Annotated in this window: 15 protein-coding genes; 12 read left to right on the top strand and 3 right to left on the bottom strand. The window is 31.6% G+C overall.

Features of this window, described 5'->3' with window-relative positions; translation table 11 throughout:
* Positions 1 to 9: 9 nt before the first annotated feature.
* Together J0383_RS17125 and J0383_RS17120 are read right to left on the bottom strand one after the other, a co-directional pair.
* A complete protein-coding gene (locus J0383_RS17125) occupies positions 10 to 936 on the bottom strand; it encodes a hypothetical protein (RefSeq protein ID WP_207295194.1) in 927 nt (308 codons plus the stop codon).
* Positions 937 to 938: 2 nt separating this feature from the next.
* Positions 939 to 1,931 carry a tail fiber protein gene (locus tag J0383_RS17120; protein ID WP_207295193.1) on the bottom strand — a complete coding sequence of 331 codons (993 nt, stop codon included), beginning with the start codon at positions 1,929 to 1,931 and terminating at the stop codon, positions 939 to 941.
* A 259-nt stretch (positions 1,932 to 2,190) separates the two neighbouring features.
* Between J0383_RS17120 and J0383_RS17115 the strand changes: the two genes are divergently transcribed.
* The 11 genes from J0383_RS17115 (at position 2,191) to J0383_RS17065 (ending at position 16,733) form a co-directional block, all read left to right on the top strand.
* Positions 2,191 to 2,919 (top strand): hypothetical protein, encoded by a 729-nt coding sequence (locus tag J0383_RS17115; protein WP_207295192.1) that lies wholly within the window; start codon positions 2,191 to 2,193, stop codon positions 2,917 to 2,919.
* A 35-nt stretch (positions 2,920 to 2,954) separates the two neighbouring features.
* On the top strand, positions 2,955 to 3,887 hold the full coding sequence (locus J0383_RS17110) for a hypothetical protein (protein WP_207295191.1): 933 nt from the start codon (positions 2,955 to 2,957) through the stop codon (positions 3,885 to 3,887).
* 82 nt (positions 3,888 to 3,969) lie between these two features.
* Positions 3,970 to 4,929 (top strand): tail fiber protein, encoded by a 960-nt coding sequence (locus J0383_RS17105; RefSeq protein WP_207295190.1) that lies wholly within the window; start codon positions 3,970 to 3,972, stop codon positions 4,927 to 4,929.
* Entirely contained in the window at positions 4,929 to 5,927 is a 999-nt protein-coding gene (locus J0383_RS17100; protein ID WP_207295189.1) for a tail fiber protein, read from the top strand. Before J0383_RS17105 ends, J0383_RS17100 begins: the two co-directional genes overlap by 1 nt.
* A gap of 3 nt (positions 5,928 to 5,930) precedes the next feature.
* On the top strand, positions 5,931 to 6,413 hold the full coding sequence (locus J0383_RS17095; protein ID WP_207295188.1) for a hypothetical protein: 483 nt from the start codon (positions 5,931 to 5,933) through the stop codon (positions 6,411 to 6,413).
* Positions 6,410 to 7,699, top strand: coding sequence for a hypothetical protein (locus J0383_RS17090; protein ID WP_207295187.1), 1,290 nt, complete (start codon positions 6,410 to 6,412; stop codon positions 7,697 to 7,699). The genes J0383_RS17095 and J0383_RS17090 overlap by 4 nt, the downstream gene beginning before the upstream one ends.
* The gene (locus J0383_RS17085) at positions 7,687 to 8,031 is read left to right on the top strand and encodes a hypothetical protein (protein WP_207295186.1); all 345 of its coding nucleotides are present in this window, start codon (positions 7,687 to 7,689) and stop codon (positions 8,029 to 8,031) included. The genes J0383_RS17090 and J0383_RS17085 overlap by 13 nt, the downstream gene beginning before the upstream one ends.
* The gene (locus J0383_RS17080) at positions 8,013 to 8,489 is read left to right on the top strand and encodes a PulJ/GspJ family protein (RefSeq protein WP_207295185.1); all 477 of its coding nucleotides are present in this window, start codon (positions 8,013 to 8,015) and stop codon (positions 8,487 to 8,489) included. The genes J0383_RS17085 and J0383_RS17080 overlap by 19 nt, the downstream gene beginning before the upstream one ends.
* A complete protein-coding gene (locus tag J0383_RS17075; protein WP_207295184.1) occupies positions 8,479 to 9,615 on the top strand; it encodes a type II secretion system F family protein in 1,137 nt (378 codons plus the stop codon). Before J0383_RS17080 ends, J0383_RS17075 begins: the two co-directional genes overlap by 11 nt.
* A 142-nt stretch (positions 9,616 to 9,757) precedes the next feature.
* Positions 9,758 to 13,180, top strand: coding sequence for an RHS repeat protein (locus tag J0383_RS17070; RefSeq protein WP_207295183.1), 3,423 nt, complete (start codon positions 9,758 to 9,760; stop codon positions 13,178 to 13,180).
* A gap of 7 nt (positions 13,181 to 13,187) precedes the next feature.
* A complete protein-coding gene (locus J0383_RS17065; protein WP_207295182.1) occupies positions 13,188 to 16,733 on the top strand; it encodes a DUF6443 domain-containing protein in 3,546 nt (1,181 codons plus the stop codon).
* Positions 16,734 to 17,246: 513 nt separating this feature from the next.
* On the opposite strand, the gene J0383_RS17060 is transcribed toward J0383_RS17065, so the two are convergent.
* Entirely contained in the window at positions 17,247 to 17,447 is a 201-nt protein-coding gene (locus tag J0383_RS17060; protein ID WP_207295181.1) for a hypothetical protein, read from the bottom strand.
* A 448-nt stretch (positions 17,448 to 17,895) separates the two neighbouring features.
* Between J0383_RS17060 and J0383_RS17055 the strand changes: the two genes are divergently transcribed.
* The gene (locus J0383_RS17055; RefSeq protein WP_207295180.1) at positions 17,896 to 18,270 is read left to right on the top strand and encodes a hypothetical protein; all 375 of its coding nucleotides are present in this window, start codon (positions 17,896 to 17,898) and stop codon (positions 18,268 to 18,270) included.
* Positions 18,271 to 18,321: the final 51 nt, after the last annotated feature.

Here is an 18,321-nt window from a genome sequence, read left to right as displayed (position 1 = left end):
AAAGTGAAATTATTTTTCTTCTAGGACTTTAGCTTTTTGTACTAATACTTTATTTTCTCCAACAATTTTAGCATTACTGTCTTGTAATTCATTCACTTTCTTATTCAAATCAATAACATACAAAGTAAGCTCTTCAATTTTCTGCAAAAGCCTCGCATTCATTTCTCCCAAATTAATTCCATTCTTTAGAACTTCTTCTTCACTTGGGATATTCTCTAGGTGTCCATTGTCATTAATATGTTTTTCAACTTCTTCAAGTGGTGGTAAATCATAGTTTTTTTTGAAAACAAAATCAGGCCAATTATTCAAGTCTACTTTTACTTCTTTAGAATGTATTATCCCGTTTACTGCCAAGGCACTATCTGGCGAATTTGTACCTATCCCTACTCTATCCTGCATTATGCTCATATAATGACGCGTCTTTGGAGCTGTAGCCGTTTCTAAAGCACTAATTGTTGTACCCGTTTTTATTAAATCAAGATTAGCTGCACTTATTACCATTACACCTTCAATTTTAATCATTAAAATATTACTAGTACTTACTAAATGATAAATAGGGATACTATTTGTATCATGATTAAAATCTCCAATAAGCCATTGACTTGCAACTGGTCCAAATGCTGTTGGAATTTCTGTTGCCTGATCAAAATAGCCTCCAACATTATGGCCTATTTGATATCTTTTCGTAAGCTTTCCAGTTGCTAGTTGATTATTATAAGCTGAAGTTATAGTAACCTCAAACCAGCCCCATAAAGGAACACTTGGAAATTGAATGTTCACCGCTTGATTTGGAGTTCCATTTGGAAATACAGTTGTATAAAGGCTAAGTTCAAAATTACCACCCGTTTGAGAATAAGTTGAAAAATTAAAAAATAATACAACAACTAATAGTCCGAAAAATTTGTTATTTAGTGTTCGATATTTTTGTTTTGACATTTTTATTTGGTTTTTAATTTATCTACTTCCATTTGTAAAATTTGAACTTTTTCTAAAATCATTCTTGTATTTTCATCTTGTTTTTTCAAAGTTTCAATTTCTTTATTCTGTTTAATAATATACAAAGTAAGTTCCTCGATTTTTTTAAGCAAAGACATATTCATTTCAGCAAGCATTAAACCATTTTTCTCAATTTCCTGTGCTGATGGAATTTCAGGTAAATGTTTGTTTTCGTTAATGTAATTTTCAACTTGTTCTAAAGATTTTAGTTTATAATCATTAGCAAAAACATAATCTGGAACTAACGGTCCAAGCATATCAACTCTTACTTCTTGGGCGTGGATTTTACCTTTAACAGTTAATTTTTCATCAGGAGCAGTAGTTCCAACACCTACATTACCAGAATCATATACTACATTACCACTAATATTCTTCCAATTATTTAATGCAGGAGATAACAATCCTGAATATGGTGTAGTAGCCTCAGGATGAATAAAAAATAACTCGGAAAGCCCAACAGTTCCATTTTGCCCATTGTAAAATGTAAATTTAAGTTTAGTATAAGCTCCTCCAACTGGTACTTTTAGTGAAAAACTATAATTACCATAATCAACATCAGAATAGTCAGCTATTATTCTCCATACATTTGCTCCATTGTAAGTATCATATCCTTCTATCTTAAATCTTGATGAAGGTAAATACCGAGTAGTCCATCCTACCCAAGCGCCTGCTTGTGTATGGTAGCCTGGCAATCCTTCTATAAGAATCACTGCTGGATTTGCGGGAGTAACTCCAGATATATAATAAGGATTCATACTACCATCAAACAACATTGGCAAACTAACTGTAGGTCCTTGCTGAGTAACTGTATAGCGAGTACCCGCATTAAATAAAATATTATGCTCCCATCCAACTGGTGTTAAGTTGGTCGAAAATGTTTGCGAATTAGTAATTTGGCATATAATAAATGCAGTAAATAGAAGTATTTTTTTCATGTTTATAATGTATTTTTAACTTAAATATTGCTGTATGATTAATTTGAATGCTATGTAATACATCCTTTTTTAATAAAAACAGTGCAATAAAATTCTATATCTTCAGCACTGCATTCTTCAAAAATAAAATGTTGAAATTTTAACAGCCTATTACATCAATTTGTTTAGTTTTGTTAAAAAATAAACAAAAAATATATTCTGCAAAAATGATTTTTTTATTGTCGAATTCCTATTTTTTAACCGAATAAATAGCACAACTATGTTAAAAAAAATTGCTGTCCTCATAATTATATTTTGCACAGCCTGCCACACAACCAAAATTAAAAATGACAATTTCAAATTTTCTTCTTCGGTTGTTGAATTGGGGAGCATTGGAACATCGAAATTATCGTATAACCTTAATACTTTTGAACCAAAAGGTCTACCTAAACTTGAAAATAATATTCGGGTAGAAATTGGTATTGTACCTTATAATAGAAAGTTAAATAAAATTTATAAATCTAAAGCGAAATACAATCAGAATCAAACAAAAGTTGCCTTCATTGATAGTTTGCCAATCAAACCAGAATTGGTAACAATCAAAATTTTGGATGTTGCTGGTCTTGTAGAAGAAATAAATGCAGAATACAATTCTAATATTTTGAAATTACTAACCGATACTCAAAATCTGAAAATAATTTCAAGTCTTGCTGTAAGTCTTCCTGTGGAAGAAATTACTAAAATCAGACAATCGGATGCTTACTATTTAATAAACAATCAATACAAAAAGTATACTATTGCTTTATATAAAGCTGGAAAAAAAACAGATATCATAGATATAAATCCTGAAACAATTGTGGCCTATCAGGTAAGTTCATTCTGCTGGGTAAAATCAGTAAAAGGAACATGGAATGTTGCTGACATAGTAAATGAAAGCAACTCTTGTTCTGGAATAACGAAACGAAAAATAAATGAGAAGAAAAATACTGGGGATTTATTTGACATGTAATTCTCCAATTTTATAATAAAGCTTACCATACTATCATGAATAAAACTTCAATTAAATATCTTTTGTTTGCAATTATTTTCAGCTTTGTCTCTTGTGAAGAAATATTACTCGTTGATGACATCTATAAAAAAGAAGTTACTCTTATTGCTCCCGCAAACAATTCTCTTCTTTCCTCATCTGGAGTTACCTTCTCATGGGAAGCGGTCGAAAGTGCCGATAAATATCAACTACAAATCGCTATTCCAAATTTTGAAACTCCAAAACAAATTGTTTTGGATACTACTGTTACAAAAAACTCTTATACGCAGCAGTTAAACATTGGTAAATATGAATGGCGAATAAAAGCCATTAATAGTGCTTATGAAACTGCTTATTTTAAAAATAGTTTTGAAGTTTTGAACAATGATGATTTTCAAAACAATACAGTTATTTTGCTAACTCCAACCAATAACTTAACTACCAAAACTGCTTTACAAAAATTATCTTGGGATGCTATTATTGGTGCAACAAATTATCAGCTTCAAATTTTGGATGAAAACAATACTTTAGTTAAAGAACAAAGTACAGAGGCCACTCTTATTAACTTTACTTTTGATGAAGGCAAATATACTTGGAAAGTAAGAGCCAGTAATGGAACAAATCAGACATTATTTACTTCAAGATCTATTTTAATTGACACTAAAGCTCCTAACACTCCTACTCTCACCGCTCCTGTAAATGCAAGTACTACTACTGCAACAAATATCAATTTCCAATGGAACAGAACTCCAATATCTGGCAGCGCAGAAAGAGACAGTATATATGTATATACTAACAACGCTTTGACAAATTTAAATTTTAAAGATAGAGGCACTAGTCCATATAATAAAACATTAACAACTGGAACTTATTATTGGTTTGTAAAATCATTTGATGATGCAGGAAACACAAGTGCCAGAAGTACTGTTTTCAATTTTACTATAAATTAAAAGCTTATAAAACTTTTCATCACATATCACGAAAGCAGAAATTGCTTTATATCACATATAAATTAAAAGAACTAATAAAAAAATGAAAAAAAAAATTATTTGGCTTATACTATTATATATTCCTTTAAGTCTAAGTGCACAGGTAGCAACAACGCCTTTAGCTGGAGATTACAAAATAATCGATATTGGTGGAAATGGCGGAGGAGATTATACTCGAAATTTAATTCTGCTTCATGAAATGTACAATGGCACATTAATAAACATGAATAAAGCTATAGGTACAATCACAGCATTAAGAGGAGCTGTCGGCGGATATAATAGAATCAATATTGTCGAAATAAATTCTTCTTCTGCTTATAACAGTACAGCAGCAACTATTAGATCTATTGACGGTAGTAGCAGTTGGACATTAAAAACATGCATCTATAATGGTAAAAAATACTTGGCTGTTGATGTTCCATATTCTGATGCTTATCACAACTGGGGATTTAAATTTTCAGGATGGACAAACTCTACTGGTGAAAACATGAAATCTATTGCTTATATGATAAATGGAGCTTCGGTTAATACGGATGTTCTATCAGATATTCAGGATTTTTCAGCCAATATGAGCGAAACTCATCTCGTTAACAACTTCTCAATAATGGGAAACAAAGTCGGTATTGGAACTACTTCTCCTGATGAAAAATTAACTGTAAAAGGAAAAATTCATACGCAGGAAGTTCGCGTTGATATGCTTGGACCTTTAGTCCCTGATTATGTTTTTGCTAATGATTATAAACTAAAATCTTTAGAAGAAGTAGAAAATTACATCTACGAAAACAAACATTTACCCGAGATTCCTTCAGCGCAGGAAATTGAAAAAAATGGTTTAATGCTTGCTGAAATGAATATGTCTTTACTTAAGAAAATTGAAGAGTTGACTCTTTATATGATTGAAATGAAAAAGGAAAATGAAATACAAAAAAATCTTATAGAAAAACAAAATGACAAAATATTGGATTTAGACAAGAAATTAAATCAAATCTTAAAATCAAAATAATGAAAAATTTTCTCGGCTTAATATTAGCAGTTGTTTTTTCTAATTCTGGATTTTCTCAGACAACAATTAACCAAAACGGTCTGCAAACAACTGTAATAAAAGGATTAGCAGCACAAGCAACGCAGGCTAAAAGATTTGAAATTGCAAATATTGGTTATAATTCTTTTCATTGGCAATATGGCGGTCTTATAATAATTGAAATTTATCAAGCTTATTTTTCTAATGATTATAAAAAATATGTTATTCAAAATGGTTTTGGAGAAGGTGTAAATTCTGGTTCGGCAATTCTAAAACTAGTTGAAACTCACGGAAACCAATATTTAGGAAAAATTGTCTTAGGAACACCTGTAGATATCAGTTCTACTTTTGGAGGATACACAAACAGACAACTTCCTATCTATTTTGATGTACAAAATTATGCTTCTTACACTGTTAAAATTTCATATCAACAACCAAAAGTAGACACAATAACAGACTACAATCAGATTAAAATTAATGAAACTCCAACAGGAACAAATATTGCAAATTTTACCGTTTCCGGCGAATTAAATACGAATATAATAACAAATGGATTATTAAGGGTTAGTGGCAGCGGAAATCATTATGTGCAAAATGGAAATGTTGGAATTGGTACAACAAACCCAACTTCAAAATTAACTGTTGCCGGAAATATTGCAGCGCGCGAAGTAAAAGTCACTGTTGATGCCGGTGCTGATTTTGTTTTTGAAAAGGATTACAGTTTACAATCTCTAGAATCTGTAGATAAATTCATTAAAGAAAACAAACATCTTCCTGAAATTGCTTCAGCTGAAGAAATGAAGAAAGATGGAATTAATCTTTCTGAAATGAATATTAAACTTCTGCAGAAAATTGAAGAATTAACTCTTTATTCTATTCAACAGAACAAAAAGATAGAAGAGCAGTCGAAAGAGATTGAATCATTAAAAAGTTTAGCTTTGCGAATCGCTAAATTAGAAAACCAATCTGCTCAAAAATAATCAATGAAAAACAAAAAAAACATATACATATTGCTCCCGCTCGTTTTATTCGTTTGGGGAGCAGTATTATTTCAAGTATTTTCATTTACAAATTCAGACGACGTATTACCGGTTACCAATCCTGAATTCACTATTAAACCGTTAAAAGTTACTAAAAGAGAAACTTTTGCTATTAATATCAATTACAGAGATCCTTTTTTAGGGAAAATGTATACTCAAGAAACTGCTCCAAAACCGAAAGCATTACACTCAACTCCTAAAATAGCAAAGCAGCCAGAAGCACTGGTTTGGCCAAATATTATCTACAAAGGTGTAATTGCAGATTCTAAAGGCAAAAACACCATTTACATGTTAATTATAGATAATAAAAATTATTACATGAAAATTGGAGATACTGAAAATGATGTTTTCCTAAAATCTGGTGACAAAGAATCTGTATACGTAAAATATAAAGGTAATCTCAATATTATAATGCTTCAGGATTGAAATTAAAACTCAAAATTAAGTCTGGTGCTTTACAATTTACAGTATTTATTGCTGTATTAATTGCCCTGCTTCTTGCGGGTTTGGTTTTATACGCTTACACTTTTATTTACATGAAAGAACAGTCTAAAGGAGCTATTGAAAATATCCAAATTGCCGATATTGGAATGCAATCTCTTCTAGAGCAAAAAGAGTTAAATACAGATACTGCAACAATTGATTATCATGATAAAGAAAATCAAATTATAAAAACCCATTTATCACAATGGGGAGTTTTTCAAAAAGGAATTACAACTACTCAATTCAGGAAAAAAAAATTCACCAAAACCGCAATAATTGGTTCTCTTATAGTGGCCGATAAATCGCCTACTTTATATTTGCAAGAAACCCATAATGCACTGACTGTTGTAGGAAGTACCAAAATTCAAGGTATAGCCTATTTACCTAAACAAGGAGTTAGTTCTGGATATATAGCTGGAAATAGTTATTATGGCTCTCAGTTGATTTATGGAAAAATAGAAAAAAGTTCTTCCGAATTACCAAAGCTCGAAAAGAGTTTTTTTGATGCCATTAATTTTTATCTAAAAGAATATAAAATAAATCGACAGGAAGATTACATTAATTTAAATTCGGGTATAAAAATCACAAATTCTTTTAAAGAAAAAACGAAAGGATATTATTCTGAAAATCCAATTACGATCGAAAATAAAATTCTGTCGGGAAATATGATCATTAAATCAGAAACTTCCATCAAAATAAGAAAGACTGCACTATTAAATGATATAATTCTTATTGCACCAATTATTGAAATAGAAGATGAAACAAAAGGTTGTTTTCAAGCAATAGCTTCCAGAAAAATTATAATGGGCAAGAGATGTAATTTATCATATCCATCAGCTTTGTTATTATTTCAGGATAATAAAAATACCATTTCAGAAAATCAAAATTATAATAGTTTACCCGACAATCAAATTTTTATAGATACCGAAAGCATCATAAAAGGAAATATCATTTACCTTAAAACCAAAGAAACAGCTGACTTTCAAACCCAAATTGTTTTGGAAAAAGATTCCAAAATAAAAGGACAAGTCTATTGTAACGGTAATTTTGAAATCAGAGGAACCGTATCAGGATCTGTATATACTAGACAATTCACAGCCAATCAAGCAGGTTCTATTTTTGTGAATCATGTGTACAATGCTACCATCGAAAATGAAAATGTTCCGCATCTCTATGGCGGAATAATTTTAGAACAAGAACCTAAAACTGTTTTAAAATGGTTGTATTAAAAAAAATAAAATCGGCTACATTAATTGAAGCAGTTGTTGCAACTGTTTTGGTGGTTATTATATTCATCATTTCGAGTTTAATTTTAAACAATCTCGTATTTAATACTTTTTCAAAAAACACACACGGAATTGAAACCAGAATAAATGAATTGGAATATGAAGTGCAGAATAACACGATAAAACTTCCTTATCAGGAAAATTATAAAGACTGGAATATCAATATTGAAACAGAAAATATTTCGGTAAAAAAAATCTTTACTATTTCAGCAATTAATACTGTATCCAAAAAAGAAATTACAAAACACCAGATACTATGGCAGCAGGAAAATTAAAATCATTTACACTATCAGAATTAATAGTGGTTATGATTATAACTGCTATTGTTGTTGGTATGGCTTTTAGTGTGTTAAGAATTGTGCAGAAACAAATTCATACCATTCAAACCAATTTTGAAAAAACAAGCACATTAGCTCTTTTTGAACAAAAATTGTGGCAGGATTTCAATGAACCGCATATTGTTATGTATGATAATGACAAACAAATGTTGATTATGACTTCTGAAATTGATACTGTAACCTATTCGTTTCAGGATAAATTCAGCATGCGAAATCGCGATACAATTAAACTGAAAATCATTCCAAACAAGACATTATTTCAAGGAAAAGAAGTAAAATCAGGGCCAATTGATGCTTTATCGATATTTGCCGAAACAGAATTGCCAGACTATGAAATTTTTGTTTCGAAAAAAAATGACTTAACCTTTCAAATGAATCAGGAAGATGGCTTTTAAAATCGAAAACACCCAAAATAAAAAAACAATTCAGCCAAAAGGTTCGAATAGCATTGAAAGTTTACTGAAAAAAGAAATCACGCTTTTTGGCAACAGTTTTAATAATAAAAAAAAGCAGGCTTTTTATCTTGAACTAGCTGTTTTATTAAAAGCTGGTGTAAGCTTTAAAGAAGGATTATCATTGATTATTGAATCTTTAAAAAAAAGTGCCGATAAAGATTTAATTCAAACCATTTTAAATGATGTCGTAAACGGAAGACCCTTTTCTGAAGCACTTCGTATTTCTAAATCATTTACAGAATACGAATATTACTCCATTCAAATAGGTGAAGAAACGGGAACCACAGCGCAGGTATGCCAAGAACTCGGGCATTTTTTTGAACGTAAAAACGAACAGAAAAGAATCATTATAGCAGCCCTCACCTATCCTTCTATTGTATTAAGTACAGCGGTTTTGGTCGTGATATTTATGTTGAGTTATGTAGTACCTATGTTTCAAGATATCTTCAAACAAAACAACATGGAACTTCCTCTTTTAACACAGTTCATTGTAAAACTATCCGTTTGGACAAAAACTTATGGCTTGTATTTTTTATTAGCACTTGTTACTTTTATTTTCTCTACACAGTTTTTCAAAAACAATCAGAAGTACAAAAAAGCACTGCATTATTTTTTAGTGAAAATCCCAGTTTTAGGAGCATTTATGACCAAAGTATATCTGGCACAATTCACTCAGGCAGTAACCTTATTAACTACCGCAAAAGTTCCGTTATTGAATAGTATTCAAATGGTCAAAAAAATGATTCAGTTTGTCCCTTTACAAGAAGCGTTAGAACAAGTTGAAAACAGTATTCTAAAAGGAAACAGTTTAAGTTCGAGTTTGAAAAACACGCCGCTTTTCGACAACCGAATTATATCTCTCGTAAAAGTAGCCGAAGAAACCAATCAAACCGAATATGTTTTCAAACAACTCAGTGAACAATATAATCAAGAAGTCGTACAGCAATCAAAGGTAATGACTACCGTTTTAGAACCTTTTATTATACTTTTTGTCGGGGTTTTAGTAGCCGTTTTGTTAGTGGCTATGTATTTACCTATGTTCCAATTGAGTAGTGCGATTGGGTAATTTTTTTATAAAATTATATATATCAACAATAAAGTTTTTTTGTTAATATTTTATCAAACAGCCTATCAATATTTTAACAATTTTAAACTAAACTTGTATTTTCTTACATATCGAAACGCAACTATTTAACATTATTCCTAACATGTTTAAAAACTCTTTATTTAAATTAATGCTTATTGCATTGATTTTTCCTAATGTATTTTTCTCTCAAACTACCAAAGATCTTCCAAATTACTTTCCTGTAAGTCCTAATGCAGCTTCATTTGCAAAAGAAGGATTATTTCCCGTAGACTATTCAACAGGAAAAATTAACATTAGCGTTCCTCTTTATACTATTAAAACAAGAGAACTAACTGTTCCTATTAGCCTAAATTATAATAGTGCAGGAATCCAATTAGATGAACTTGCTTCTTGGGTAGGTCTAGGCTGGAATTTAAACTCGGGAGGGGCTGTTGTTAGAAATGTAAAAGGAATACCTGATACTGGTAATGGGGTTCCAGATATAAATAATGCTGCATTTACACAGGCAAATTATAATTTTTTGTATTCACAGTATAACCCTTATAGAGTAAGTCCTGTAGATACTGCATATGATGAATTTATAATAAATGCCCCAGGTTTATCTGGAACTTTTTATTTCGTCAATAATAAACCTATTTTTAAAGACCTTCAAAATACCGTAGTTAAAACTTCTTCATACAATAATCAGTTACTAACTAATACACTGACATTAGAAATAACTAAAGCTGATGGTACAATTTACAGATTCGGACAATCATTAGATGGTTACAATGCTAATGAAACTGTTCACAATACATCAGACATTTACAGACCAGATTACGTTTCTTCGTGGTTTTTAACTGAAATTATCCCACCTAATAGTAAAAGTACAAACGATATAATTTCATTTAAATATAAATCACTTGCTAGTGTTTATGATTATCAAATAGTGACCGGTGAACAGTTAATTGACAATGCAATTGATCCTAATAAGACAGCAACGCTAAAATCTATTTTCCCAGATAAAACAAATTCTAGCAGACAATTTTTAACATCAATAAATTTTAACAACGGAATTGTTGAATTTACCTCTAACCAAAACAGGTTAGATTTAATAGACGATTATAAATTAGATAAAATAAGTGTTTATAATGTTAAAGGGGCTACAAAAACTTTAATTACTGAATATAGTTTTGGTTATGACTATTATAACAGAGCAGGAGGATTTAGAACAACATCAGATCCAAATGATGGAATAAGCAACCCAAATTCTTACAATTCAACTAAAAACATCAACAGTCGTGATAAATCATTAAAACTTACACAAATTGTAAACAACATATTAAATGTAAAACACTTGTTTGAATATGAAGGAACAACACTTCCATCAAGAGGAACTACCAAAAAAGATTTTTGGGGATATATAAATGCTAATACAGGTAATTTATCTCCACCTACAAGATTAGATCGTATATCAGGTGATATACGAAACAATTATTATACAACAGTTGGAAATGGTGATCGAACTGCAAATGAAACTTTAATGAAATCTGGAATTTTACAAAAAATAACCTATCCAGAAGGTGGTTATTCTATTTTTGAATATGAAGCTAATAGATATATTGAAAATGTAACAACTCCAACCATTGTAAACAAAACCTCAACAGTAATAGTTTACGGTACTGGTTGTAATTCTAATTATGGTCCCAGCTCAGCAAGTAAGGTATTTACTCCTACTAATTATGTTTTAGGAAGCGGAAAATTAAATATTTCATTCTCTGCTGCCACACAAGAATCTGGAGCTGGTAACACAAATGCTAAATATGATACTGAGTATTTTGGAAGACCAGCACCCCTAACAAGTGGAGGATCATATACATATATTCGAGAGTTTAACAACTCAAGCCATACTTTATCTGCTACAGAATACAGATCAGGAAATATTGGCGCTTATGGATGTCCATTCACTTCTATTACAGCAAGCTGGCAAGAAAACTCAGGAAGCACCACTACACCTACAGTAAAACTAACCGGTGGATTAAGAATAAAATCAATTAAATCTTATGATGGAAAGAATAGTAATCCCGTTACTATAAAACAATACTTATATGAAAACGAAAACCCATTAATTAAAGAAGGTAATGGTTGTTATGTAAGAGGTACTTTCCAAACCACAACTTCCGATGATATATTACCAGTTTTTTCAAGTTCAGCAATCTTTGATAATAATACGGGAGGATCACCATCTGTCAATTATGGAAAAGTTACAGAATTTGATGTGGATGCTATAACAGCCAATAATAATGGTAAAACAGAATATTTTTATGAAAATGCTCCTTTATCTCGTTTATTCGATATTAGTGCAGGAAGTCTGCCAAAAGTTTTTCAATCGCCTCAATATAGAATAGAGACTGGAGGAAATAATCAGCCATTTGAAACCACATTAATGTACTTATCATTTACTTTTTTCAAAAATGATATGTGGAACCAAGGGTCATTACTAAAGACAAATATCTATAAAGCGGATACTGCTCCAAATACATACAAAATAATTCGTAGTATTGTCAATCAATATACTATTCTAAAACAACAATCGTTAGCTTACAATGTTGTTTTTAGTAATTTTGCAGCGCCTGTTTTGCCTGAGAATTATCCAGATTCTTTCGCACTCCCATACAACCAAAATGCTGATTTTTGCTCAGGAATGTTTTATTACGCAGTAGGTCAAACTTCACAAGGAAAAAAAGAAATTACTACTACAACCGAAACAGAATATGATGATAACGCGAATCCGACAATTCAGAAAGTAACTACTTACAGCTACGAAAACCCGCTTCATTATCAGTTGACCAAAACTGAAACCATAAACAGTAAAAATGAAACATTAAGAACACAGTTAAGCTACCCTCAAGATTTGGTTTCTACAGGACAAACTACAGAAATGCAGGGCTTAATAAACCTAAACAAAATTGACAAGCCAATAAAAACTGAAACTTTTATCAATAATGTTCAAACATCAGAATCTATAACCAAATTTGAACAAAGTTCAGCTACTGGCAATCTTCTTTTACCAAGAGAAATTCATTCTTCTAAAGGATTGGTTGAAACATTTCCTTTTGACAATGCAAATCGTAAAGTAAACTTTACATTATATGATACTGATATGTTTAATGGCGTAGCATTAGGAAACGGAAATATTCTGGAATATTCTATTGAAAACAGAACTCCCATTTCTATTATTTGGGGATATAATAAGTCGCAGCCGATAGCAAAAGTTGAAAATGCAACTTACAGCCAAATTTCGTCGTATGTTGCAAATCTCCAGAACCTTTCCAATACAGGAACTGAAGCTGACCTGATTACCGCTCTTAATGCTTTAAGAACAGCTCTGCCAAATGCGATGGTAACCACTTATACCTATCTGCCACTCGTTGGGGTAAGCACAATCACAGACCCTAAAGGTGACAAGATAACGTATACTTATGACAGTGCCGGAAGATTACAATTCGTAAAAGATGCACAAGGCAATTTAATTTCTGAAAACCAATATCATTATAAAAACTAATATCAAGATGAGAAATATCTTAAAAAATATCCATATCAGCCTATTATTGGTTTTTATATCATTTAAAGCAATAGCGCAGGTACCTGCCACCATAACAAAAAGCAACTATACTGTTACAGGTACCGAAACCCTTATTGCCACTCAAAGTATTACACTACAGCCGACAACGGTGATACAATCCGGCAGTACATTTTTAGCTACCGTTAATGCTGACTCTTATATTGCGTTGAATTTTTCAAATGAAAATTATATTTTCACCAGAACATTTCAAACCCCAATGACGGCTGCATCGGGAATTTCAAGCAATAAAGATGTTGTAGAATCTATTGCTTATTTTGATGGACTGGGAAGACCAATACAAAACATAGCCATAAAAGCCTCTCCAAGCAAGCAGGATATTGTAACACATATTAGTTATGACGGATTTGGAAGACAGGATAAGGATTATCTTCCTTTCATGCCAACAACAGGAACAATTGCTTCCTATAGAACTGGAGCCGATACAAGTACTAATACTTATTACATTGCAAATTATCCTGCAGATATTAACAGTACAACTCCTAATCCATTTTCTCAGACCAAGTTTGAAGATTCTCCTTTAAACAGAGCTGTAATGCAAGGTGCTCCAGGAAGTCCATGGGGCATTAGTTCAGGACATGAAATAAAAACTGATTATGCAGCAAATACAGCTGCTGAGAATGTTAAACTCTTTACTGCAGTTACAACATGGAATGCTTCGCAAGGAGTATATGATATAAGCTTAGGTAATAGTGCCGCAAGTACTTATTATGGAGCCAATCAGCTTTATAAAACAGTAATAAAAAATGAAAACTGGACTTCTGGAACCAACAATACTACAGAAGAATTTAAAGATAAAGAAGGCCGTGTTATACTAAAAAAAACCTATGGCAACTCGATGGTGAATCAGGTTTTAACCAATACATCGCATGAAACTTATTATGTTTATGATATGTATGGTAATTTAACCTATGTTATTCCACCAAAAGCCGATGGAGCAGTCTCAGCAACAGTATTAAATGATTTATGCTATCAATATAAATACGATGACAAAAACAGATTGGTAGAAAAAAAACTACCCGGTAAAGATTGGGAATATATTGTATATGATAAATTAGACAGACCCATCCTGACACAAGATGCTAACCTAAGACTTGCTAATAAATGGCTGTTTACCAAGTATGATGCTTTCGGAAGACCTGTTTATACGGGTGATTATGTAAATACAACACAAGTAACCAGAGCTGCAGTTCAGGGACTGGCCAATGCTGCTGCGACTATATTTGAAAGTAAAGTTACAACGTCTTTGACTATTAATGCAACATCGGTAAATTATTCAAATAATGCTTTTCCAAATACGGGATTGGATTTATTTACAATAACCTATTATGATGATTACAACAATATCGATCTTGATGGGGGAACTTCCCTTCAATCTTACGGTGTGACACCAATTACGAACGCAAAAGGATTAAATACCTGCTCCAAAATACGTGTTTTAGGGACCAGCAGCTGGATCACTAATGTAAACTATTATGATGCAAAAGGTAGACCTATTTATAATTATAGTAAAAACAATTACCTGACAGTTACTGCAACAGTAAAATCCAAACTTGATTTTATTGGTAAACCTACAGAAACAACCAGTACCCATAAAAAAGGAACTGATGCACAAATTACCTTGGTAGATGTTTTTGAATACGATCATATGGGACGTTTATTAACACAAAAACAAACCATAAACAGCCAGGCACAGGAAGTCATAGTCGAAAATGCTTATGACAATTTAGGACAGTTGATAACAAAAGGAGTAGGAGGAAAAATCACCCAGTCACGTCTTCAGAGTATCGATTATACATATAACGTAAGAGGATGGTTAAGAGGTATCAATAATGTTAACACGCTTGGTAGCAAATTGTTTGCTTTTCAAATTAATTATAATACTCCTACTTCAGGAACAGCATTATTTAATGGAAATATAAGCCAGACTTTTTGGAAAACGGCAAATACTGACAGCAGTTTAAAAAATTACACGTATGCATATGATAATTTAAATCGACTAACTCAAGCAACAGATAACTCAGCAATAAACGCTGGAAGATATAACGAAAGCTTAAGTTATGATAAAAACGGTAATATCATGAGTATTCTAAGATTAGGAAACACAAATGTGACAGCAACTACTTTTGGCACCATGGACAATCTGACTTATACCTACGACACAGGAAACAAACTTACTAAAGTGGAAGACACCTCAGGCAGCACAGAAGGATTTAACAACGGAAGCAGTACAACTATAGAGTACACCTATGATAGTAACGGTAACATGAAAACCGATGCCAATAAAAAAATTACTGCCGTAAGTTATAATCATTTAAACTTGCCTACTTCTGTCACTATAAACGGAGGCACTATAAATTATGTATATGATGCTTCAGGAACTAAACAGCGAAAAACTGTAAGCACAGGAAGCAGTACCGATTACGCTGGGAGTTTTGTGTATGAAAACAACATTTTAAAACAATTCTCTCAACCTGAAGGTTATATAGTTTATAATGCAGGAATTTATAGCTATATTTACCAATATAAAGACCATTTAGGCAATATTCGTTTAAGCTATCAGGACAAGGACAATAACGGCTCTGTGAACAGCAGTGAAATTGTACAGGAAAACAATTATTATGCTTTTGGATTAACACAAAAAGGATATAATGGAGCTATAAATGGTACAGACAATAAATATAAGTACAACGGAAAAGAGTTGCAGGACGAGAGTATTGGCGGAAATCAATTGAATTTGTATGACTATGGGGCACGTAATTATGACCCTGCGCTTGGTCGTTGGATGAATATTGACCCATTGGCAGAGCAAAGTAGAAGATGGTCTCCTTATAATTACACGTATAATAATCCAAACTATTTTATTGACCCAGATGGAATGTTGGTTGATACTTCAAAAATTAAAGATGAAGGGAAAGATGATGGTAGTTCAATGGGGAAATACATAGAAGAACAAGCGGAGATTTCAAACGAAATTAATAAATCATTCAAAGCATATTTAGAATCTCTAAAAGATAATAAAAATGATGAAAGCGATGAGAAAGATTCCAATGAAGAGGATGATGACCAAAAAGGGAAAAAAGTCACGAAGGAATCTGCTGGAATTAAGAAAGGAGATACAGCAGAAACGATGGTTGCTAAAATATTAAAAGCCATGAAAACTGGTGACTATATAGATGGAGGAGATCTAAATTTTCTGAATCCTCAAATTGGCTTGGTTTTGGATGAAGCGACAATGGGAGCTAATGGAGAGTTAAATGTTGAAAGAACATTTGCTGGAAGAGTAGCGGGTATTGGTTCAGATGCGAAACTAACTTTGAAAGCTGGTACCTTAAATGGAATGAAAGGATTTAATTTTAAACTTTCTGGTGTTTCGGAAGGAATAAAAAAGAAAATATATACTTCAGGTTTTATAAATGATAACAAATTATATGTTCATGAAAAAGGTAAATTATATGTTGTCCCAATTAATTAATGATAAAAAGAGTTTGTATTTTTGTATACTTATCTTGCTCTTTGACTTAGTCTATCTATTTTTAAATGATGATAAATATTTCATTTTTGGCAGTGGTTATGGTTTGGAAAAACTTCTAAACCTAAATCATTCAATGCACCCTATTTTAGATATGAATGCTTTTTTTTTAAGAGCATTTAGCTATTTAGGAAACTTAGTTTTTTTTAATTTTTTATTTTTAATGATATATAACATTATATTTAAGATATCAAAATCAATTAAATATGAAGCTCTTTTTGTTTATATAATGAACATATTAATTATTATAGTTTTAATTTATATTTATATAATTATGAGTTAAAAAAATAAGAAAAACACAATACAAGCCATTCCATAACGGACTGGCTTTTGCTTTTAAAGCACTTGAATAGTGGTTAATCTATCAGATGTGTTGATAAAAAAGAAATATTAAATTCCATTTATAACAAATAAGCGTCGATCCTGCGGAGCAGGATTAACGCTTATTTTCTTTGATTAAGGTTTTATCAGACTTTTTAATTTTGAAATCATTGAAGCTGTTATCATCACTCCATCATAATCATTATACTTCTGCTGAGCAGTCTGCTTATTGAAATAATCCACGAGTTCAGCCATTTCTACGTTGGAACGGTCAATGCAAGAAATGATTTTTAAAACTCCTGTTGTCGCGAATGTCCCGCTCGTGAACTCAATCAAAACGAAAAGCCATTCATAACGGATTAGTTTTTTAGCTCTTTAGAGTTTGTTACGTTTCTAATAATATATAACTGCTTAATTGGTTTATTGACATTGTCAAGAACATCTTTTAATTTCCTTACTCAAAAATCCCCCCTGGTGGCGCGAGCGTCCCGCTCGTGAACGCAATCAAAATAAAAAGCCATTCCATTAAGGAATGGCTTTTAGTTTTTTAGAGTTATTACGCTTCTAATAAATATATAACTGCTTATTTGGTTTATTGACATTGTCAAGAACATCTTTTAATTTCACTGCTCAAAAACAACCTCTAGGGAAAAACTCCATAATTATTTAAATCAAAAAAAGAAAAACCTAGGTACGCAAGGCGGATAATTAAATAATAATGTATATCTATTTTTGTAGGAGAACCCAAAAATAGATACCAAAAGCAAATTTAAACTTAATTATTATGTCTGATTTTTTAAAACAATTTGGAGAAGATCTCAAAACAAATGTACCTGGTTTTATCGCTGTTTCTGTAGCCGAAATTAGCAGCGGAATGTCATATTATTCTTTATCTGTTTTGGCAGATTTTGATCCTGAACTGGCATCTGCTTTTAACCTCGAAGTGGTAAGAGCAAAAATGAATGCGATTAAAGCATTAAAACTAACTCAGAAAATTGACAATATCATGATTACTTTAACATCGCAAATTCATATTATTGATGTTTCTGATAATGGTGAATATTTCATTTATCTTGCTGTAGATTCGACAAGAGCAAATCTGGGAATGACCAAATCAATTTTAAATAAATACAAAAAAGAAATCTCAAATAAGTTGTAACACTTGTTTTTAAACTTAGTACAGGAGGGAATATTCGATTGCGGATATTCC

The organism is Flavobacterium endoglycinae (assembly GCF_017352115.1).
Classification (GTDB): Bacteria; Bacteroidota; Bacteroidia; order Flavobacteriales; family Flavobacteriaceae; genus Flavobacterium; species Flavobacterium endoglycinae.
The sequence above is the reverse complement of the archived record's forward strand: the minus strand, read 5'-3'. Positions and strand labels throughout refer to the sequence as shown.

Excerpts from the sequence above, each read along its gene's own strand:
- J0383_RS17085 (WP_207295186.1), top strand. The coding sequence starts at position 7,687 with ATGGTTGTATTAAAAAAAATAAAATCGGCTACATTAATTGAAGCAGTT.
- J0383_RS17100 (WP_207295189.1), top strand. The coding sequence starts at position 4,929 with ATGAAAAATTTTCTCGGCTTAATATTAGCAGTTGTTTTTTCTAATTCT.
- J0383_RS17120 (WP_207295193.1), bottom strand. The coding sequence starts at position 1,931 with ATGAAAAAAATACTTCTATTTACTGCATTTATTATATGCCAAATTACT.
- J0383_RS17105 (WP_207295190.1), top strand. The coding sequence starts at position 3,970 with ATGAAAAAAAAAATTATTTGGCTTATACTATTATATATTCCTTTAAGT.
- J0383_RS17110 (WP_207295191.1), top strand. The coding sequence starts at position 2,955 with ATGAATAAAACTTCAATTAAATATCTTTTGTTTGCAATTATTTTCAGC.
- J0383_RS17125 (WP_207295194.1), bottom strand. The coding sequence starts at position 936 with ATGTCAAAACAAAAATATCGAACACTAAATAACAAATTTTTCGGACTA.
- J0383_RS17080 (WP_207295185.1), top strand. The coding sequence starts at position 8,013 with ATGGCAGCAGGAAAATTAAAATCATTTACACTATCAGAATTAATAGTG.
- J0383_RS17055 (WP_207295180.1), top strand. The coding sequence starts at position 17,896 with ATGTCTGATTTTTTAAAACAATTTGGAGAAGATCTCAAAACAAATGTA.
- J0383_RS17075 (WP_207295184.1), top strand. The coding sequence starts at position 8,479 with ATGGCTTTTAAAATCGAAAACACCCAAAATAAAAAAACAATTCAGCCA.
- J0383_RS17095 (WP_207295188.1), top strand. The coding sequence starts at position 5,931 with ATGAAAAACAAAAAAAACATATACATATTGCTCCCGCTCGTTTTATTC.
- J0383_RS17070 (WP_207295183.1), top strand. The coding sequence starts at position 9,758 with ATGTTTAAAAACTCTTTATTTAAATTAATGCTTATTGCATTGATTTTT.
- J0383_RS17065 (WP_207295182.1), top strand. The coding sequence starts at position 13,188 with ATGAGAAATATCTTAAAAAATATCCATATCAGCCTATTATTGGTTTTT.
- J0383_RS17115 (WP_207295192.1), top strand. The coding sequence starts at position 2,191 with ATGTTAAAAAAAATTGCTGTCCTCATAATTATATTTTGCACAGCCTGC.